The following is an 18,216-nucleotide window of genomic DNA, read 5'->3' on the forward strand; positions in this document are numbered from 1 at the left end:
CTGATCTGTCGGTGCTGGCAAGCGCATGTTGCACGCCAGCCCCGACAGTATTCAACTTAACCTCAGGCCATCTTGGCCTTCAGCTCGGTGGCAACGTTCGCCGGCACTTCGTCATAGTGCGAGAACTGCATCGAGTACTGGGCGCGGCCCTGGGTAAACGAACGCAGCTGGTTCACGTAACCGAACATGTTGGCCAGCGGCACCATGGCCTCGACAACCTGTGCGTTGCCGCGGCTGTCGGTGCCCTGGATCTGACCACGGCGGCTGTTGATGTCGCCGATCACGTCGCCCATGAATTCCTCAGGGGTGACAACCTCGACCTTCATGATCGGTTCCAGCACCTTGATACCGGACTTCTGGGCCACTTCGCGCATAGCGCCGCGGGCACAGATTTCGAACGCCAGAGCCGACGAGTCAACGTCGTGGTAGGCGCCGTCATACAGCACGATTTCAAAGTCGATGATCGGGAAGCCGATGAGCGAGCCGGTAGCGGCCGTTTCACGGAAACCCTTTTCAATGGCGGGGATATATTCCTTGGGAATATTACCGCCCTTGATTTCGTCCTTGAAGGTGATGCCGCTGCCGCGTTCACCCGGCGAAACCTTGACCTTCACGCGACCGAACTGACCCGTACCACCCGACTGCTTCTTGTGGGTGAAGTCGATGTCGACCGGCTTGGCCAGATATTCGCGATAGGCCACCTGCGGAGCGCCGACGTTGGCTTCGACCTTGAACTCGCGACGCATACGGTCGACGATGATGTCCAGGTGAAGTTCGCCCATGCCCTTGATGATGGTCTGGCCCGATTCGTGATCGGTCGACACGCGGAACGAGGGATCTTCAGCCGACAGGCGATTGAGCGCAACGCCCATCTTTTCCTGGTCAGCCTTGGTCTTGGGTTCCACCGACAGTTCGATCACCGGCTCGGGGAATTCCATGCGTTCCAGCACGATCGGCTGACGTTCGGCGCACAGCGTATCACCGGTCGTCGTTTCCTTCATGCCGGCCAGAGCGATGATGTCGCCGGCAAAGGCTTCATCGATGTCCTTACGCTCGTTCGCATGCATTTCCAGCATACGACCGACCTTTTCCTTCTTGTCCTTCACCGAGTTCAGGTAGGTGCCCTTGGTGAGCGTACCCGAATAGATGCGGATGAAGGTGAGCGAGCCCACGAAGGGATCGTTCATGACCTTGAAGGCCAGAGCCGAGAACGGCGCGTCGTCGGCGGGGGGACGGCTATCCTTCTCGTCGCTGTCCATCTTGACGCCCTGGACGTCAGGAATGTCGAGCGGCGAAGGCAGATAGTCGACCACGGCGTCGAGCAGAGGCTGAACGCCCTTGTTCTTGAACGCCGAACCGCAGCAGACGGGAACGAACGACTGGTTCAGCGTGCCCTTGCGGATCAGCTTCTTGAGCGTGTCGACGTCGGGCTCGTTGCCTTCCAGATACGCTTCCATCGCATCATCGTCCTGCTCAACGGCAAGCTCAATGAGGTTGGCGCGGTATTCGGCGGCTTCGTCGGCCAGGTCGGCCGGGATTTCTTCGTAGAAGAATTCGGCGCCCAGCGATTCATCCTTCCAGATGATCGCGCGGTTGTGGACCAGATCGACCAGACCCTTCAGATCGGCTTCGAGACCGATCGGAATATACAGCACGGCCGGCTTCGCACCGAGGCGGTCGATGATCGACTGCACGCAGTACTTGAAGTTGGCGCCGGTGCGGTCCAACTTATTGATAAAGCACATCCGGGGAACGCCGTACTTGTCGGCCTGACGCCACACGGTTTCCGACTGCGGCTCCACGCCGGCAACGCCGTCGAAGCACGCAACCGCACCGTCGAGCACGCGCAGCGAACGTTCGACTTCGATGGTGAAGTCGACGTGGCCGGGGGTGTCGATGATGTTGATGCGGTGGTCGTTCCAGAAGCAGGTCGTCGCGGCCGACGTGATCGTGATGCCGCGTTCCTGTTCCTGTTCCATCCAGTCCATCGTCGCGGCGCCGTCATGGACTTCGCCGATCTTGTAGGACTTGCCGGTGTAATAAAGGATACGCTCGGTGGTGGTGGTCTTACCGGCGTCAATATGCGCCATAATACCGATGTTGCGGTATTTCTCGAGCGGATGGCTGCGTGCCATGGGGTTTTCCTTGGGTTCGGGAGGAGACAATCCCCGCCCTTAGGTTCGGAATAGTGACAAGCCTGTGACGGAGCCGCCAAAACGGCCCCGTCCCACACCCTTTACCAGCGATAGTGCGAGAAGGCGCGGTTCGCATCCGCCATGCGGTGCGTGTCTTCGCGCTTCTTGACCGCGCTGCCGCGGTTGTTCGCAGCGTCCAGCAGCTCGCCCGACAGGCGGGCCGACATGGTGGTTTCGCTGCGGTTGCGGGCGGCGGTGATCAGCCAGCGGATCGCCAGAGCCTGGGCGCGCTCGGGGCGCACTTCGACGGGGACCTGATAGGTCGCACCGCCGACGCGGCGGCTGCGGACTTCGATCTGGGGCTTCACATTGTTCAGCGCGTCATGGAACAGCTGAACCGGATCGGCCTTGGCGCGGGTCTGCATCGTGTTCAGCGCGCTGTACACGATCGATTCCGCAACCGACTTCTTGCCGTCAAGCATCAGGTTGTTCATGAACTTCGAAAGGACCTGATCGCCATGGACGGGATCAGGCAGGATTTCCCGCTTTTCGGGACGACGACGACGTGACATCGCTTGTATTCCTTAAATCTGTAAGACCGACGAGAAAGACCGTAAGGTCTTACTTCGGGCGCTTGGCGCCGTACTTCGAACGGCTCTGCTTGCGGTTCTTGACGCCCTGGGTATCCAGAACGCCGCGCAGCACGTGGTAACGCACGCCGGGAAGGTCGCGCACACGGCCGCCGCGGATCAGAGCCACCGAGTGCTCCTGAAGGTTGTGGCCTTCACCCGGGATGTACGAAATGACTTCGCGGCCGTTGGTCAGACGGATCTTGGCCACCTTGCGAAGAGCCGAGTTCGGCTTCTTCGGGGTCGTGGTGTACACGCGGGTGCAGACGCCGCGCTTCTGGGGGTTCTGCTCAAGAGCGGGAACCTTGCTCTTGGCCTTCTGCGGCTCGCGCCCGTGGCGGATCAGCTGGTTGATAGTAGGCATTGAATCTCTTCACCTTGTTTGCGTGACGGCGATACGCCGCCACAAAAGCGCCCTTCCGTGGCGCGCCCCGTGGGGTTTTGCGCCGCTTCCGGTGCGAACAAGCCAATTGGCCCGAAGGCCGCATGACCATCTGGCGCCCCATGCAAGGATGAAGGAAACGAACGCGTTCACGCGAATCATCCGGCACGATGCCAGATGCGCGCAAAGACGAACCGAAACGCTCCACCCCGCCCAAAGGCGCCGGGTTACTTTGACGGATAACACCAGAGTTTCAGCGAGATACCCCGCAAAACCCGGCACGCACCGGCAATGTTCAGCTCTCTTGTGCGAGGGACAGGACAAGCCCATCCCCGCAAGAATTGGCGCGCCCTACGCCTATTCGGCGCGCAGGTCAAGGATGGCGGGGTCGGGCCGGGTTCGAGGCCCGCCCCCTGCCCCGTTCAGGCCGATTTCGCCTTATGCGCGCGCAGCAGTTGGTCCAGTTCATCGATGCGCTGCCGCTCGGGCGTGCCTTTGGGCAGGCCCTTGAGCCGACACGTGGCCCACAGCTTCTTGCGCTCGGATTCCAGCGCTTTCAAATAAAGATCCGCCATGATGCCTCCATAATGTCGGCCCGCCTTTAGGGCATGGGGGCGGAGGCGGGTAGTGAATTATGGGGGTGGCGGGTTTTTGAAGGGGGTTAAGGTTTGCCTCCGGCGGGCTAAGGGCGGGGGCCCTTAGCAATCCCGTTAATGGATGGCGTATGGGCCGCTGGCGGGGTGTCTTGGGTTCTTGTTTGAAAGCCTGCGGCGCTTTTATCTTGCGCAATATTCGTAATTGCCGTTGCGGCATTGGGTGACCGCGTGGCGCCATGCGGCGAGGTCTTGTTCATACTGGCGGCGACTTTGTTGATAGGCCGCCGCGTCCCGCCGCGCATCACCGGCGGGGGTGTCATAGGCCGTTTCCTCATAATCCGAACGGGGAGCGTAGCGCCCCTGCCCCTGCCCTTGCGCGGCATTATAGGCCGCCCAATCCTTGGCATAGCCCGCATCGCGGCGGCGGACATATTCCAGTTGATTGCGGTTCAACCGCTGGATCTCCGCCCGATCCCGCGCCCGCGCCGCCGCGCTGCGCATCGCCGGATCACGCGGATCATCCGCCATCGCCACCTGGGGCGCGCAAACCGCCACCATCACCGCCAAACCCGCCAGATATGCCTTCATGTTCTTTTTCCCTGAAACCCGTTGGGCGTGGGAATATCTGGCGGGGCCGCTATGGAGCAAGCGGGATGCGGTGAGACGTTGAGCGGTTCGTCGCAATTGGGGGACGGAGAATAAATGAGGCATCACGGCAACCGAAGCGTTGCTGCTGGTCCAGCAACGTTGGAACAAGATAGGCAATGGCAAGCGCAAATGCTTGGACATCGACATAAATTATGCACGGTGGCGGTAGGCAAGGAATCTAAACTAGCATTCCCGCGCAAATGCCGGTAGCATTCAAACGATTAATATCTATCGCTGCACCATTGACTATCTCTTGGGAGGATTTGTGCCAAAGTTCACCGATGCAAATATAGCCCGCATGTTCGGTATTTCCGATGCCGAAAATGAAAATCCTGAGAGACTTAAAGAGTATTTCGTAAAAAACAAAGCTTATTAAAATCTTCAGAACGATTTAGCAATCCGTGTACTGGTTGGCCACAAAGGTAGTGGGAAAAGTGCCTTACTTAAAATGCTATACATCGAAGACGTTGAAGCAAGAAGACCAGCTATATGGCTTCAACCTGGAGATCTATTGACAGCTTTTGATCAACAGAAGGGCAGCTTCAACTCTTGGATTGAGGATTGGAAAGGAGCCTTACTGTCAGTTATCACAAATCAAGTAATGCAGGAAGTCCAGCCAGATTTTTTGCGAGAGACCCTTTCGCCAGCAATAAACACGGCGAACGCTGCCCTGAATTTCATAAAAAATAAAATAGATTCGCTAGTTACGGGCGGCTCAACGGCCATCCAGCAGGATGTCGTCGCCCTGTACATGAAAAATAACTTCATTCGCATCTATATTGACGATCTAGATCGAGGATGGGAAGCTAAACAAGACGATATCAAAAAAATCGCCACACTCCTAAACGCCATCAGAGACATATGCGGCTCTACAAATTCCTTACAATTTAGAGTAGCTCTCCGCACTGACGTCTACTACCTCGTCAGAACCTCAGATGAATCAACTGACAAAATTGAAGACAAGGTTGTTTGGCTATCATGGAGCAACCACGAAATACTTATTCTTTTTGCCAAGAGGATAGAGACATTTTTAGGAAACAACGTTAATGATGCAGAACTTTACTCAAAGAAGCAGCCAGAAATTGTCAAGTCATTCAGCCATGTAATGGAGCCTCGCTTTTCTGGGCAAGGAAAATGGAGTGATGCGCCAACTCATAGAGTATTAATGTCGCTGCAGCGCAAAAGGCCCCGAGATTTAGTAAAGCTACTTGGAGGTGCAGCTAAAGCTGCTTACCAAAACGATCACGAAATTATTACAACTTCAGATCTTCGTGGAACTTTTTCGACTTATTCGGCTGAGCGGCTTCAAGATATCGTAAACGAGTTCTCGTCGGAAATTCCTCAGCTTAAAAGACTTCTTCTCGCAATGAAGCCTAACGTAACAAAGCCACACAAAGGCCCTCGAAAAGCTTCTGAATCTTATCTATTTTCGCAGTCAGATCTCGACACAAAAGTAAGTAACATACTATCAAGCAATCCCGTAAAATTCACTAACAACTCCGTAGTTTCAGCAAGATCAATAGGCCAATTTTTATACAAAATTGATTTTGTTATAGCGAGAAAAGATTTGGAATCAGGTAAAGTAGATCGAAAATTTTTTGATCAAAGTAGATTCCTTTTTGATCAAAATCTCGATTTTGGTTATTCATGGGAAATACACCCTGCATACCGATGGGCTTTGCAGCCAGACAATCTAGATATCCTTTTTGATCAAATAAGCATTGACGAAGGGGACTAATCGAAGGTCTTAATTTTCTTTCAATTATGAAGCAGGGTAGGTCAAACCCTTATGCTTTGTAGACGGGTAATGGTAAATCTCGACAATATCTGTAATTCGAAACGTCAAACCTGGATATCGAATTTAGCCCATAAACCCCATACTGGGATTGCAAAGGGCCCCCGCCCTTTGCCCGCCGGAGGCCCCCTTCCCCCTTCAAACAAATCGCGCAGCGAATACCCCCGCCCCACACGCCACGCAAAAAGTTCCCATAATGTTCTGTCCTACACGTATCCCGGTTTGCTATTCATGACATCCCCCTGCGCTGGGGTGGGGGGTGCGATGGAGGCTTTATGGGCTGTACGTGTGGGGGCGGTGTGACGCGCGAGGTGGTGCATTGCGACAGCGTGCGGCCGAGCAAGAGGACGAGCCGGGTGGCGTTTCGGGGGGAGGCGCCGGTGGAGGGTGATCCTTTGCTGGGGTTTGCGCCGTATATTCACAAGGCTCCGCGGCGCAATTCGATCACGCCGGATCGGCAGCGGGCGTTTATTGCGGCGCTGGCGGCGAGCGGGATTGTGACGCAGGCGGCGCGCGCGATCGGGGCCAGTCTGGAGGCTTTGTACAAGATCCGCAATGCGCCGGGGGCGGAGGGGTTTGCCGCCGCGTGGGAGGAGGCGGTGGATCGCGGCATGGCGCGTTTGGAGGATTGCGCGCTGGAGCGGGCGATTGAGGGAGAGGAGCGGTTTATCATTCGGCGCGGTGAGGTGGTGGCGCGGTGGCGGCGGTATGACACGCCTTTGTTGATGTTTTTGCTGCGCAATCGGCGGCGGGGGCGGTTTGACGCTTATGGCTTGCGCGGGGGCGAAAGGCCGCTGAGCGCGGCGGAGGAGCGGGCGCGGGCGATTGAGGAGGAGCGCGAGGCCGAGGAGGTGCTGGAGAGCATCAACGCGAAGCTGGAGCGGATGCGCGAGCGCTGGATCGCGGCGCAGGCGGCGGAATGCGAGGATGATGGGGCCGAGGAGGAGGAGGTCGAACCGGAGGTGCCGCATGAGGATGTGGCCCCGGCGCAGGATGAGGCGGACGGGAAGCCCGGCATTCGCCATTTGCCCGATCTGCTGCGCGAGGGGGATGAGGCCTTGGGTTTGGCGCGGCGGCACCGCTATGCACGCGAGGAGGCGCGGTTGATACGGGCGCGCAGGAGGCCCGCGCCCTTCACGCTGGAGGAGGAGGTGGCGCGGCGGTTGATGGATGATCTGGACGATGGGCGGATCGGGCCAAGGGCGCGCGGCGAGGTGCCCGATTAGCGTTTCCCCCGCCCGATGCGGCGATGGCGACGGGCGCGGCGGGGATGGCGTTAGCGGTGGCGGTGGCGGGGGCGATGATGGGCGCGCTTTGCGGGCGATCCCAGATCATCGGCCAGATGACCGCCTGCCACAGGCTTTCGGGTTTGCGCGCCATGCCGGTGGGGGGGAAGCCGTCGGGCCGCCGATAGGTGCCGCAGATCACGTCGAAAATGGGAAAGATCCCGGCGAAATTCGTGTCATAATGTTCGGGCAGGCGCGAATGGTGGCGGCGGTGATAGGCCGGGCTGTTGAGCAGCCATGACCAGCGGCCAAAGTCGATGGGCGCGTCAAGGTGGGCAAACAGGTTCCACAGCGAGGCGATGCCATAGGCAAAGGCGATGGCGGGCGTGGGCGACAGGATCATCAGCACCACCGACCAGACCGTCATCTGTTTGACCAGTTGGTCGCCCCAGAAATGGCGCTGGGTGGTCAAGACCGCCATTTCGGGGTCGGAATGGTGCAGCGAATGCATGGCCCAGAGAAAGGGAATGCGGTGCTGGGCCAGGTGAAAGACAAATTCGGCCAGATCCTTGAGCAGCAGGAAGAGGAGAAATCCCTGCCAGAAGGGCAGGTGTGCGCCCTCGATCAGCGCCGGGCCGACCCAGCCGCGCAGCAGGGGCAGGATGGTCAGCGCTACGGTCAATTGCAGCGCCCAGATCTGAAGATTGCGCCACCAGTCGGTGCGCGGCCCTGCCCGCTCGACCAGCAGCAGGGCGGCGATGACCAGAAATTCCGGCACGAAACTGAGCAGCAGCGTCATGGGGACGGTCTAGCGGGGGGCGGTTAAGATGGTGTTGAACAGGCACTGGATTTGGCGGACGCGTGGCTCTATCGCTCTGATGCGATTATCGGTTTCCCCCGGATGAAAGGTTGCCCCCATGCTCGACACCCCGATGGCGATTGTCTGTGCGGTGCTGGCCGTGGTGGTGTCGGGCATGGCCAAGGGGGGCTTTGCGGGCCTGGGAGGGCTGGCGATGCCGATCATGGTGCTGGCCAATGCGCCGGTGGAAAGCGCGGCGGTGATGCTGCCGATCCTGATCGTGCAGGATGCGGTCAGCGTGTGGTCGTTCCGGCGGCATTGGTCGGGGGCGGTGCTCAAGGTGATGATGCCGGGGATGACCATCGGCGTGGCGCTGGGCTGGCTGTTTTCGCGCAGCGTGAGCGAGAAGGCGGTGTTGCTGGCCGTGGGGGTGGTGTCGCTGCTGTTCGGGGTCCAGCGCATGTGGAACGAGCGCGGGGGCAGGAGTGCCCTGCCCTCCAATTCACCGGGTTGGGTGGGCGTGCTGTTCGGCACGTTCTCCGGTTTTGTCAGCCATATCGCCCATGCGGGGGCGCCGCCGTTTCAGATGTATGTGTTGCCCAAGCGGTTGGAGCGCGATGTGCTGGTGGGTACGACGGCGATTGCCTTTGCCTATATGAACTGGATCAAGGTGCCCGCCTATATGGCGCTGGGGCAGTTCACGCGGGCCAATCTGGTGCATTCGGCCATGCTGATGCCGCTGGCGCTGCTCAGCACATGGGCGGGGGTCTGGGTGGTGCGGCGGGTGGATGCGGCGCGGTTTTATCGGATCATCTATGCGATGATGATCGTGGTGGGGCTGAAACTGATGTGGGACGGGATCGGTTGAATTAGCGCGGATGCCGTGAGGCCAGCGCGATCCCGGCAAGGTTCTGCTGACGCTTGATCCAGCGGATGCGCGCCGGAGGGCGATCTTTGACCAGCGCGGCGAAGGCGGCGGCATGGCCCTGTTGCCCCGCGCCGTCGCGCATCGCCCGGTTGGCGTGGTCGATCACCTCCATCGCATCGCCGATCAGTTCCACATTCTCCAGCCCCAGCGCCTGCGACAGCTTCACCGCCTCGATCAGCGCCAGCCATTCGGCGTCCTGATTGTTGCCATGGCCAAGGTCAAACCAGTGGACATGGCCCCGGACGACCACGGCGGCCTCGATAGGGCCGGGGTTGGGGCGGCAGCCGCCGTCGAAGAAGATCTTTATGCGGGAAGTGGTCAAGATACGCCTCCGTCAAAAATCCCTCTACCGCAAAACCACCACCTCCACCTCAGGCAACACCCCCGCCCCCGGTTGAACCGCCCAGTCTCGATGGGGCAGGATCGAGCCATCCCCCCGCCACGCCGCCACGCGGGCCGGATCGAGCAAGGCATAGACCCATTGCGCCGCGCCCTCCTCGCCCAGCGCCAGCACGCCATCAACGGGCATGTCGGCCCCTGCGGCAGGCTTGGCGTCGGGCGGCCCGTAAAGCCCCGCAGCGCCCCGGTTGACATCCACAGCGGGCGACCATGGCGCATCCCCCACGGTGGGCGATTGCAGGACAAAGCACTGGTTTTCCAGCGCGCGGGCCTGCGCGCCGATGCGCACGCGCCAATAGCCGTGAAGGCTGTCGGTGCAGGAGGGCGCAAGGATGATCTCGGCCCCGGCCTGCGCCAGCGCGCGGGCGATCAGCGGAAATTCACTGTCATAACAGATGGTGACGCCGATCCGCCCCAGCGCCGTGTCAAACAGGCGCAGCCCGCCGCCGATCGCCCCAGCGGGGAAAACGCTCCATTGCTCGGCCTCGAAACGGGTCATCATGATCTTGTCCTGATGGCTCATCGCGCCCGAAGGAGCGAAAAAGCGCGCGCGGTTGACGTAATGCCCGCCCCCCCTGCCCGCTACCCAACAGGGCGCGCTGGCCGCCAGAATATAGACGCCATGCGCCCGCGCCAACTCGCCATGCAGCGCGTCCACAAGGGGCAGCAGATCCGACACCGCGCCAAGGCTGGCATGCAGGTCCGATTTGCCAACCGGATCGAGCGCCGCCAGTTCCATCGCCCCATATTCGGGAAAGACCAGCAAACCCGCCCCCTGCCCCGCCGCCTCGCCCACCCACCGGCGCAGCTTGGCCTCATAGGCCGCCCAATCGGCCGGTTCATCAATCGGATATTGCGCGATGGCCGCCCAAAAAGGGGCGGAGGGGGTAGAAGCTGTCATCGCCCGAATGTGCGAAGGTGCAGCCGGGACAGCAAGCAAGAAAAACTTGGGCTGCGGTGGGGCAAAGGGTGCCTCCGGCGGGCAAAGGGACTTGTCCCTTTGCAATCCCGTTACTGTCTTCGTCGCGCCAAAATGGCGGCGGAGCGCTTGGACGGGATGTGTCGGGTTTTGAAGGCCGCTGCGCGGCGGAGAAAAACGGGAAAGTTAGGGGGAGCGGACAAAGCTGCAATCATAGCAACTAATTGAATTTACATTGCCGCTGAAGTTGTCGCCAAGCTGCATCTGCCTTTTTATCATCAGTGGCGTCCATGAACACCGACGAAAACCGCGCGTTACCATGCAGCGAAACTGTAAGAGTTGGGCGTGATCGCTTTCCATCTGCAAAAGAGCGGATGAACAAGCGTGTGACTCCACCTTCTGGGATATAACCCTTGTTTTCCTCAAGTTGGCCGAAACGGCTTAATACGTCCGCCGCGCATTTCTCCGAGGAATTCAGCGATATATTTGCAAACCCCTGCCATTTAGGAATTGAACGATTTCCACCTAGCAACAGCAAAATAATCGACGTTAAAGTCACCAAGGTGAAAGATCGGGCCGTCATAGCCCCATTTTATGCCTTCATCAGGCAGATAGCAATGTCCGCAACAGCACCGTCTCCTGAAAGGCGCTTTTCGTCGAAATATGGTGGAATGCGGACGAATTGCAGGTGGGAAAATGGCCGCAAACAGGTATGTTTTCCCCTCAAATGTTCAGCAAGGCTGCATTCCAATGAAGTTATGGGCATCTTCGGAGAGTTATTTCCCGCCGACGCTGGGCTTGAACGAGCACGCCAGTGCGTCGAGGCATATCTGAGCACTGCTCTTGCAAAATCTTCTGTGTCCAATGTCGACTTGACGCTGCGCTTTATTCCAATTGTGATGCCAATGGACATGCATGAACGCTACAATGAGCGATCCAAGGCACGAGTAAAACAGCGCATATACGACTGTGCCCCACATTTGGATTATGATGTGTTTGTATCAGGGACACTCGAGCAACAAGTGTGCGAGTACCTACGCGGAATTGCGATGTCCGCTCCACATCTACACAAGTTCGGCATAACGTTGAACCAAGTCCAAGAGTTCGAGCAGATTCTCAATTCCGCAACGGATCAAATACTGAACGTGCAATTGGATCGGGCGCAAAATTGACCTTTCTCTAATGTCCGAAAGTGGGGCGCTTCCCGCCATACAGGCAACGGCTATTTTAGCGCCGTGTCCCGGAAGGCGGGTTTGGATCGGAAAGACGAAAGGCCGACATCGCTCTCTGGCTGCGGATATGTCCACCCGGCCTTGCGTTGAAAAACTGTGGCTTTGAAAAGCCTGCGCTGCGGTGAAATAGAGCAATTGAGCGCCGCAGGCTTTCAAACCATCGCCCACCAACGCCAAGTCGCCCTTTGGGCACAACAAAACAGTAACGGGATTGCAATGGGATAAGTCCCTTTGCCCGCCGTATGCAATCCTATATTACTTCCCCATACCCCATCCATCTTGACGCCCCATAGTATCAATGAGACGCTTCCCTCCAAAACACAGGGGGGATACGATGGTGAAATCCATTCTGTTCTTTGCCGACGGCACATGGCAGGGCGCCGATGGCGGCAACCGTTCCAATGTGCTGGCCCTGTTTCAGGCGCTGGCGGGCGAGAATACGCTGGGCGGGCCGCGCGATGATGAGCAGGAGAAGGCCTTTCCCGGCTCTGCCGACACGCCGCCTTATGTCGCCAAATATATTCATGGCGTGGGCGACGGCGGCAATTGGTGGAGCAATCTGGTCGGCGGGGCCTTTGGCGCGGGGCTGATCTTTCGCGTGCTGCGCGGATATACGTTCATCAGCCGCCAGTATCAGCCGGGCGACCGGATCTATCTGATCGGGTTCAGCCGGGGCGCCTATACGGTGCGGGCGCTGGGCGGGCTGATTGCGCGGATGGGGCTGCTCGACTGGGCCGGTCTGGGGCTGGAAAATGTGGCCAACAATGCGCTGGGCCAGCGTTACGCCAGCGCGGCATGGCACAATTACATGGTGCTGCGAAAAGCCGAAGAGCCGCCCGCCGATCTGTTCGGCGCGTTGCAGATGATGATTGCCGAGGGCGACCAGCAGGCCCGCGACGCGCTCGAACTGACACCGCTCTATATTCCCGACGTGGCCATCGACACGATCGCCGTGTGGGACACCGTGGGGGCAATGGGCATTCCCAAGCCGATCCTGATGAGCAAGGCGCGCCACGATTATCTGAAATTCATCGACAACAAGCTGAGCGACAAGGTTCGCCATGGCCTGCATGCCGTGGCCATTGACGAGCGGCGTTGCGATTTCACCCCGACGCTCTGGGCGCCGCGCGACGGGGTGGTGCAATGCCTGTTTGCGGGCGCCCATGCCGATGTCGGGGGCGGCTATCCGGACCAGGGCGACAATGCCGCGCTTTCCACCATCGCGCTGCACTGGATGGCCGCGCAACTGGGCCTTGATGACGGCACGCGACCGGGCCTTCGCTTCACGCTGAACGCTTTGTCCGACCGCGCCCATCTGGGGCCGAGCCATCGCCCCTGGGATCTGCCCGCCTATTGGCTGCGCAAAAAGAGCGACCGCGAATTGCCGTGCAAGGATCCGGTGATGGACTGCACCCACCTGCCCTATGCCGATGCGGTCAAGATGCGTCTGGATCAGGAGGTTACGGTGATTTCGGATGGCTGGTTCGGGCGGCGGACCATCACCTATCGGCCCGCCCCCCTGACGGCGGGAGGCTATTTCAGCACGGCAAAATAGGGGCAATCCCGTGAGGTGAAAAATATCCGTTTTTAAGCATGAATCGGCATAGCTTTTAAACTGATCTATGCTTGCCTCGCTCTCCGCCCGCATCCTTTGCCTAGGCGCCCTTGTCATTGCGGCGCTGGCCTCTTTCGCGGCCATCCTTGTCGATTCCGCAGAGCAGGCGGGCAAAGCGGTGCAATGGGTCAATCATTCCTCGGCGGTGATCGAGCGCACCCAAATGGCATTGAGCCAATTGCGGTCGGCTGAATCCGGCTCGCGCGGCTATATTTTTACCCACGTGCCGTCTTTTGCCACCACCTCTGAAGAGGGCGCGACCAACGCCGACGAGAACATCAAGCGGGTCGTGACCATGACCCATGACAATCCGCCGCAATATGCCCGCGCGCAGGAACTGGCCAACCTGATCAGCCAGCGCGCAGCCATGCTGCGGCAATCGGTCGAGCAGGGCCGACGCGGCGATTTCCGCATCGCCCAGGCAAGGATCGCGGGCGACGAAGGGCGCGAACTGATGGATGCCATCACAGTGCGCGCCCGCAGCTTTCTGGACAATGAGCGCGCCCTGCAGGCCAGTCGCAGCGATGCGGTGAACGAGCGGCTGCGCTGGTCGGAAGGGCTGGCGCTGGGGGGCGCGGGGCTGGTGGCCTTGCTGGTGGCGATCGGATTCCTGCTGCTGATGCGCGGTATTAACCGCCCGCTGGCCGCCATGCGGCGGGTGATGACCGATATGGGCCAGGGGCGGCGTTCGGCACGGATCGTCGAGGCCATGGGATCGCGCGAATTCACCCATCTGGCGCAAAGCTATAATGACATGGCCGACCGGCTCGAGCGCGCGGTGGCCGATCAACTGTCGAGCGAGACGCAATTGCAGGAGGCCAATGCCGAATTGCAGCGCAACAGCGAAACCTTGCGCCAGCGCGGCGAGGTGATCGAAATGCTGGGCGGAATGGCGCACCGGATGCAGGCGGCCCGCACCGATGACGAACTGGCCCAGATCATCCGCGTCTTCGTACCGCGCGTGCTGCCCGGCATTGCCGGGGCGCTGTATGCCCATAACAATTCGCGCAACCTGTTGATCCCGATTGCCGGATGGGGCGGGGCAGAGACCGATGCCGAAGGTTTTGCCCCCGGCCAATGCTGGGCGCTGCGCCGGGGCCAGAGCCATTTTCTGCGCGAGGTGGGCAGCGACATCGTGTGCAGCCACACCAGCCCCGATGAAATATACCACTGCGAGCCCTTGCTGGCGGGCGGCGAAGTCATCGGCGTGCTCTATCTCCACGGCACGGTCGAGGAGGAAACACGCTTCCGCCTGACGGTTCTGGCCGAAAACATCGCTTCCGCGCTGGTCAACCACCGCCTTCAGCGTTCCTTGCGCGAACAGACCATCCGCGATCCGCTGACCGGTCTGTTCAACCGGCGCTACATGGAGGAAACGCTGACACTGGAAATCGCCCGCGCGACCCGCTCGGGCGTGCCGCTCAGCGTGGTCATGTGCGATATCGACCATTTCAAACGCTTCAATGACGAATTCGGCCATGATGCGGGCGATGCCGTGCTGCAGGCCGTGGCCGCGGAATTGAAGAAACAGTTCCGCAGCGGCGATGTCATCTGTCGTTTCGGCGGCGAGGAATTCACCATCATCGCCCCAGGCACCACCGCGACAGTCCTGCAGGACAGGGTGGAGCAGGTGCGCAACGCCGTGGGCGAAGTCAACGTGCGCCTCAAGGGCCGCACGCTTGGCCTCATCAGCATGTCCTTCGGCATCGCCAGCTGGTCCTCCGGCATGGATCCCAATGGCGAGGGCCTGATCCAGGCCGCCGACATCGCACTTTATCAGGCCAAGCGTGAAGGCCGCAACCGCGTGATCGTGAACGAAGCGGGGGAGTAATGGAGCGGGGTTTAAGGGGGATAAAGTTGCCTCCGGCGGGCGTTACTGATGCCTCCCGCGGGCAAAGGGCGGCGGCCCTTTGTAATCCCGTTACTGCCTTCGTCGCGCCAAAATGGCGACGGAGCGGATCGGCGGAACGGTGCGGGTTCTGAAAGCCGCTTCGCGGAGGGGAATGGCGGAAACGTTAGGGGAGCGGACGTGATCAAGTGTCTTCATCGCGGAGGAGTACACTGAGATTGTCACATGCACCGAGATGGAATGGGGCTCCGTCTGTCCGCCAAAACCGGCGTTCATCGGTGTGGGTGACGGTTAGGGCATCATTCGAATTCCAGGCAACCGAAGTTCTTGCATCACGGTAATGCGAGATTGCCGCGCAACCCGCTAAATACCAGTCGGGTAGCCATGATGCTCTTACCGTTACAACGATGTTTGGCACCCCACCGACGATCAGGCGCTCGACCTGTGCGGTGCGCTGTCCATCTGGCGAGCGTGCACTTGAAAGCACTGTCCTCTTCGAATCAAGAAAAACTGCGGGCCCCATACCCCAGAACGGGAAGGTGATTAGCAACACCAACCCACCGATTAAAAATTTCAAGATGATACGATTGCAACGTTTCATCCAGTCATGATGGCCATCAAAAGCAACGTCCGCAACAGCACCGTGTCCGGAACGTCTTCTTTTCTTCCCGCGCAGCGGCATATCAGCCATTCCTCCGGCCCCGACACAGCACCGGCCGTCTGACGCCGTCATTATCGGGATTGCAAAGGAGCGTATTTGCGGTCGCATTTCTCAAGAGAAATGCTCTGCGCCCTTTGCCCGCCGGAGGCGCCCTTTCCCATCCCCCCGAAACGCAAAAAGGGCGGCCCCGTGGGAGCCGCCCTCTCTGTTCGGTCGGAAGATCCGACCGGCGCATGTTGAAGTCTTACTTGACTTCGACGGTGCCGCCGGCTTCCTCGATCTTCTTCTTGATGTCTTCGGCTTCAGCCTTCGACACGCCTTCCTTGATCGCCTTGGGGGCGCCTTCGACCAGCGCCTTGGCTTCGGTCAGGCCCAGGTTGGTGATCGCGCGGACTTCCTTGATGACCTGGATCTTCTTGCCGCCGTCGCCGGTCAGGATGACGTCGAATTCGGTCTTTTCTTCAACCGCAGCAGCAGCTTCGCCGCCAGCGGCAGGAGCAGCAACGGCAACAGCGGCAGCAGCCGACACGCCCCAGGCTTCTTCCAGAGCCTTGGCGAGGTCAGCGGCTTCGAGGACGGTCAGAGCCGACAGTTCTTCAACGAGCTTGGCGATATCAGCCATGATAATTACTCCAATGTTGTTTACCGGGCGGCGGAGGCGCCAAACCCGGAAAAATAGGGTTCAAAAGTCTTACCTGCACAAAAGATGGACGGGCCGCGGCCCGGCGCAAATCTTACGCAGCGTCCTTGTCGGCATAGGCCTGGAACACGCGGGCCAGCTTGGCCGCCGGAGCGGTCGAGAGCTGAGCCAGCTTGGTGGCCGGGGCCTGAACAAGGCCGATAAGCTTGGCGCGCAGTTCGTCGAGCGAGGGCATCGAGGCCAGAGCCTTGACGCCATCGGCGTTCAGAACGACGCTACCCAGCGAACCGCCGACGATCTCGATCTTGTCGGTCGTCTTGGCGAATTCCACCACAGCCTTGGCAGCGGCAACCGGATCGACCGACCACGCAAGCGCGGTGGGGCCGGTCAGCAGGTCGCCGATACCTTCGTACGGGGTGTCCTGGGCAGCAAGCTTGGCAAGACGGTTCTTCGCAACCTTGTAGGTCGCGCCCGCTTCGCGGATCTTGCCGCGCAGCACAGTCGACTGTGCCACGGTGAGGCCGAGGTTGCGGGTGACAACCACCACGCCGACCTCGTTGAAGACCGCGTTGAGCTGGGCGACCGATTCGGCTTTCTGCGAACGATCCATGCCTTACTCCTTCACAAATGGCCCATCGGCAAAAGCCTCCGGGCCGGCTACTTTGTCCATGCAGGACGCGCCAAGGCGCATCCGCAGGGGCGGTTGGGTCCGTGACAAAGGGAAGGAGTTGCGGCAGGCCGCCCCAAAGGAGCATGGCCGATAAGCCGCGATAGGGGCGAAAACGCCCATAATCTCTTTTCCCCGTCTAGGCTGGAAATTAAGCGGGGCCAATTCCCCACACCAACTGTCTCGGACGGAAAAGCCTGCGGGCATGCCCGCTGACTTCCGGGGCGCCATTAGCAGATGGAGAAGCGGAGTCAAGCGCCCCTTTCCTAGCGAGTTGTTAACCATCGAGGCCGTAATCCTTGGCCCATCGGACGGGGACATCCCCCTCCCGCGCATAAGGCCATCCGCTTTGACCACGAACGCCGCCATTCCCGCCCCCGCCCAAGGCTCGCTCGATCGCGCCTTTGCCCGCGCCAATCCGCGCGTGCTGGACCGGATCGAACAGGGGCTGATCCTTGTGCTGTGGCTGGCGCTGGTCAACCGGGTGGCCCATTCGCTCAACGGCTATGCGCCGCTGGCGCTGATTTCCGAAACGGCGGTCATGGCCTTCACGCTGATCCGCCGCCCCACCGGCAACATCTCGCTGCGCCTCGGCGACTGGCTGCTGGCCATTGCCGCCACCGCCGCCCCGCTGATGATCCAGCCGGGGCTCGACATGTTTCCCAAGATCGCCCCCCTCGGCATCGCGCTGGTCCTGCTGGGCAACGTAGTGCAGGCGCTGGCCAAACTCTCGCTGCGCCGCAGCTTCGGCATCGCGCCCGCCAATCGCGGCGTCAAAAGCGACGGCCTCTACCGCTTCGTCCGCCACCCCATGTACGCAGGCTACCTTGCCGTCCACATCGGCATCATGATCCTCATGCCCAGCCTGCTCAATCTCGTCCTCTATACCATCGGCTGGTGGGCCCAGATCCTGCGGCTGCGCGCCGAAGAAGCCCTCCTGTCCCAAGACCCCGCCTATCAGGCCTTCATGGGCAAGGTCCGCTATCGGCTGGTGCCGGGGGTGTTTTGAGGGGTTTTGGCGGGTTTGGATGCCTCCGGCGGGGGCCTGCTGATGCCTCCGGCGGGCAAAGGGACTTGTCCCTTTGCAATCCCGTTA

19 protein-coding genes are annotated in these 18,216 nt (G+C 60.0%); 7 read left to right on the forward strand and 12 right to left on the reverse strand.

Annotated features, from left to right (window positions below):
* Positions 1-62: 62 nt before the first annotated feature.
* The 5 genes from fusA to PQ457_RS11620 all read right to left on the reverse strand — a co-directional run bounded on the left by fusA (position 63) and on the right by PQ457_RS11620 (position 4,330).
* Positions 63-2,135: an elongation factor G gene (gene fusA, locus PQ457_RS11600; protein WP_168603833.1), complete on the reverse strand. Its 2,073-nt coding sequence runs from the start codon at positions 2,133-2,135 to the stop codon at positions 63-65.
* A gap of 101 nt (positions 2,136-2,236) precedes the next feature.
* A complete protein-coding gene (rpsG, locus tag PQ457_RS11605; protein ID WP_168603834.1) occupies positions 2,237-2,707 on the reverse strand; it encodes a 30S ribosomal protein S7 in 471 nt (156 codons plus the stop codon).
* 49 nt (positions 2,708-2,756) lie between these two features.
* Positions 2,757-3,128, reverse strand: a complete 372-nt coding sequence (gene rpsL / locus PQ457_RS11610; RefSeq protein WP_168603835.1) for a 30S ribosomal protein S12 — start codon at positions 3,126-3,128, stop codon at positions 2,757-2,759.
* Between the two features lie 440 nt (positions 3,129-3,568).
* Positions 3,569-3,721 carry a hypothetical protein gene (locus tag PQ457_RS11615; RefSeq protein ID WP_273616995.1) on the reverse strand — a complete coding sequence of 51 codons (153 nt, stop codon included), beginning with the start codon at positions 3,719-3,721 and terminating at the stop codon, positions 3,569-3,571.
* 201 nt (positions 3,722-3,922) lie between these two features.
* Positions 3,923-4,330: a hypothetical protein gene (locus tag PQ457_RS11620; protein ID WP_273616996.1), complete on the reverse strand. Its 408-nt coding sequence runs from the start codon at positions 4,328-4,330 to the stop codon at positions 3,923-3,925.
* A gap of 508 nt (positions 4,331-4,838) precedes the next feature.
* On the opposite strand from PQ457_RS11620, the gene PQ457_RS11625 reads away from it, so the two are divergent.
* Positions 4,839-6,128 carry a P-loop ATPase, Sll1717 family gene (locus PQ457_RS11625; RefSeq protein ID WP_273616997.1) on the forward strand — a complete coding sequence of 430 codons (1,290 nt, stop codon included), beginning with the start codon at positions 4,839-4,841 and terminating at the stop codon, positions 6,126-6,128.
* 332 nt (positions 6,129-6,460) lie between these two features.
* Positions 6,461-7,411, forward strand: coding sequence for a hypothetical protein (locus PQ457_RS11630; protein ID WP_273616998.1), 951 nt, complete (start codon positions 6,461-6,463; stop codon positions 7,409-7,411).
* Here the strand turns inward: PQ457_RS11630 and PQ457_RS11635 are convergent.
* Positions 7,320-8,210, reverse strand: a complete 891-nt coding sequence (locus PQ457_RS11635; protein ID WP_273616999.1) for a sterol desaturase family protein — start codon at positions 8,208-8,210, stop codon at positions 7,320-7,322. The genes PQ457_RS11630 and PQ457_RS11635 overlap by 92 nt on opposite strands.
* A gap of 118 nt (positions 8,211-8,328) precedes the next feature.
* Here PQ457_RS11635 and PQ457_RS11640 point away from each other — a divergent pair, with 118 nt between their 5' ends.
* Positions 8,329-9,078, forward strand: coding sequence for a sulfite exporter TauE/SafE family protein (locus PQ457_RS11640; protein WP_273617000.1), 750 nt, complete (start codon positions 8,329-8,331; stop codon positions 9,076-9,078).
* Position 9,079: 1 nt separating this feature from the next.
* Here PQ457_RS11640 and PQ457_RS11645 read toward each other — a convergent pair whose 3' ends face one another.
* The 3 genes from PQ457_RS11645 to PQ457_RS11655 all read right to left on the reverse strand — a co-directional run bounded on the left by PQ457_RS11645 (position 9,080) and on the right by PQ457_RS11655 (position 11,039).
* Positions 9,080-9,460: a ribonuclease HI gene (locus PQ457_RS11645; protein WP_273617001.1), complete on the reverse strand. Its 381-nt coding sequence runs from the start codon at positions 9,458-9,460 to the stop codon at positions 9,080-9,082.
* Between the two features lie 24 nt (positions 9,461-9,484).
* Entirely contained in the window at positions 9,485-10,438 is a 954-nt protein-coding gene (locus tag PQ457_RS11650) for a carbon-nitrogen hydrolase family protein (RefSeq protein WP_273617002.1), read from the reverse strand.
* A 238-nt stretch (positions 10,439-10,676) separates the two neighbouring features.
* Positions 10,677-11,039, reverse strand: coding sequence for a hypothetical protein (locus tag PQ457_RS11655; protein ID WP_273617003.1), 363 nt, complete (start codon positions 11,037-11,039; stop codon positions 10,677-10,679).
* Positions 11,040-11,073: 34 nt separating this feature from the next.
* Between PQ457_RS11655 and PQ457_RS11660 the strand changes: the two genes are divergently transcribed.
* The 3 genes from PQ457_RS11660 to PQ457_RS11670 all read left to right on the forward strand — a co-directional run bounded on the left by PQ457_RS11660 (position 11,074) and on the right by PQ457_RS11670 (position 15,134).
* Entirely contained in the window at positions 11,074-11,628 is a 555-nt protein-coding gene (locus PQ457_RS11660) for a hypothetical protein (RefSeq protein WP_273617004.1), read from the forward strand.
* Positions 11,629-12,022: 394 nt separating this feature from the next.
* On the forward strand, positions 12,023-13,243 hold the full coding sequence (locus PQ457_RS11665) for a DUF2235 domain-containing protein (protein ID WP_273617005.1): 1,221 nt from the start codon (positions 12,023-12,025) through the stop codon (positions 13,241-13,243).
* Between the two features lie 67 nt (positions 13,244-13,310).
* Positions 13,311-15,134, forward strand: a complete 1,824-nt coding sequence (locus tag PQ457_RS11670) for a diguanylate cyclase (RefSeq protein ID WP_273617006.1) — start codon at positions 13,311-13,313, stop codon at positions 15,132-15,134.
* A 202-nt stretch (positions 15,135-15,336) separates the two neighbouring features.
* On the opposite strand, the gene PQ457_RS11675 is transcribed toward PQ457_RS11670, so the two are convergent.
* From PQ457_RS11675 to rplJ, 3 genes are all read right to left on the reverse strand, one after another.
* Positions 15,337-15,843 (reverse strand): hypothetical protein, encoded by a 507-nt coding sequence (locus PQ457_RS11675; RefSeq protein WP_273617007.1) that lies wholly within the window; start codon positions 15,841-15,843, stop codon positions 15,337-15,339.
* A 214-nt stretch (positions 15,844-16,057) separates the two neighbouring features.
* A complete protein-coding gene (rplL, locus tag PQ457_RS11680) occupies positions 16,058-16,435 on the reverse strand; it encodes a 50S ribosomal protein L7/L12 (RefSeq protein WP_168603844.1) in 378 nt (125 codons plus the stop codon).
* 112 nt (positions 16,436-16,547) lie between these two features.
* Entirely contained in the window at positions 16,548-17,063 is a 516-nt protein-coding gene (gene rplJ / locus PQ457_RS11685) for a 50S ribosomal protein L10 (protein ID WP_273617008.1), read from the reverse strand.
* Between the two features lie 406 nt (positions 17,064-17,469).
* Here rplJ and PQ457_RS11690 point away from each other — a divergent pair, with 406 nt between their 5' ends.
* The gene (locus tag PQ457_RS11690; protein ID WP_273617009.1) at positions 17,470-18,129 is read left to right on the forward strand and encodes a methyltransferase family protein; all 660 of its coding nucleotides are present in this window, start codon (positions 17,470-17,472) and stop codon (positions 18,127-18,129) included.
* Positions 18,130-18,216: the final 87 nt, after the last annotated feature.

The organism is Novosphingobium humi, assembly GCF_028607105.1.
Taxonomy (GTDB): Bacteria; Pseudomonadota; Alphaproteobacteria; order Sphingomonadales; family Sphingomonadaceae; genus Novosphingobium; species Novosphingobium humi.

What these genes read in the sequence shown, in the direction of transcription:
- fusA (WP_168603833.1), bottom strand. Translation starts at nt 2,135, where the DNA reads ATGGCACGCAGCCATCCGCTCGAGAAATACCGCAACATCGGTATTATG.
- PQ457_RS11635 (WP_273616999.1), bottom strand. Translation starts at nt 8,210, where the DNA reads ATGACGCTGCTGCTCAGTTTCGTGCCGGAATTTCTGGTCATCGCCGCC.
- PQ457_RS11660 (WP_273617004.1), top strand. Translation starts at nt 11,074, where the DNA reads ATGTCCGCAACAGCACCGTCTCCTGAAAGGCGCTTTTCGTCGAAATAT.
- PQ457_RS11625 (WP_273616997.1), top strand. Translation starts at nt 4,839, where the DNA reads ATGCTATACATCGAAGACGTTGAAGCAAGAAGACCAGCTATATGGCTT.
- PQ457_RS11670 (WP_273617006.1), top strand. Translation starts at nt 13,311, where the DNA reads ATGCTTGCCTCGCTCTCCGCCCGCATCCTTTGCCTAGGCGCCCTTGTC.
- PQ457_RS11620 (WP_273616996.1), bottom strand. Translation starts at nt 4,330, where the DNA reads ATGAAGGCATATCTGGCGGGTTTGGCGGTGATGGTGGCGGTTTGCGCG.
- PQ457_RS11655 (WP_273617003.1), bottom strand. Translation starts at nt 11,039, where the DNA reads ATGACGGCCCGATCTTTCACCTTGGTGACTTTAACGTCGATTATTTTG.
- PQ457_RS11665 (WP_273617005.1), top strand. Translation starts at nt 12,023, where the DNA reads ATGGTGAAATCCATTCTGTTCTTTGCCGACGGCACATGGCAGGGCGCC.
- PQ457_RS11650 (WP_273617002.1), bottom strand. Translation starts at nt 10,438, where the DNA reads ATGACAGCTTCTACCCCCTCCGCCCCTTTTTGGGCGGCCATCGCGCAA.
- rplL (WP_168603844.1), bottom strand. Translation starts at nt 16,435, where the DNA reads ATGGCTGATATCGCCAAGCTCGTTGAAGAACTGTCGGCTCTGACCGTC.
- PQ457_RS11615 (WP_273616995.1), bottom strand. Translation starts at nt 3,721, where the DNA reads ATGGCGGATCTTTATTTGAAAGCGCTGGAATCCGAGCGCAAGAAGCTG.
- PQ457_RS11640 (WP_273617000.1), top strand. Translation starts at nt 8,329, where the DNA reads ATGCTCGACACCCCGATGGCGATTGTCTGTGCGGTGCTGGCCGTGGTG.
- PQ457_RS11630 (WP_273616998.1), top strand. Translation starts at nt 6,461, where the DNA reads ATGGGCTGTACGTGTGGGGGCGGTGTGACGCGCGAGGTGGTGCATTGC.
- rplJ (WP_273617008.1), bottom strand. Translation starts at nt 17,063, where the DNA reads ATGGATCGTTCGCAGAAAGCCGAATCGGTCGCCCAGCTCAACGCGGTC.
- rpsG (WP_168603834.1), bottom strand. Translation starts at nt 2,707, where the DNA reads ATGTCACGTCGTCGTCGTCCCGAAAAGCGGGAAATCCTGCCTGATCCC.
- rpsL (WP_168603835.1), bottom strand. Translation starts at nt 3,128, where the DNA reads ATGCCTACTATCAACCAGCTGATCCGCCACGGGCGCGAGCCGCAGAAG.
- PQ457_RS11675 (WP_273617007.1), bottom strand. Translation starts at nt 15,843, where the DNA reads ATGGCTGATATGCCGCTGCGCGGGAAGAAAAGAAGACGTTCCGGACAC.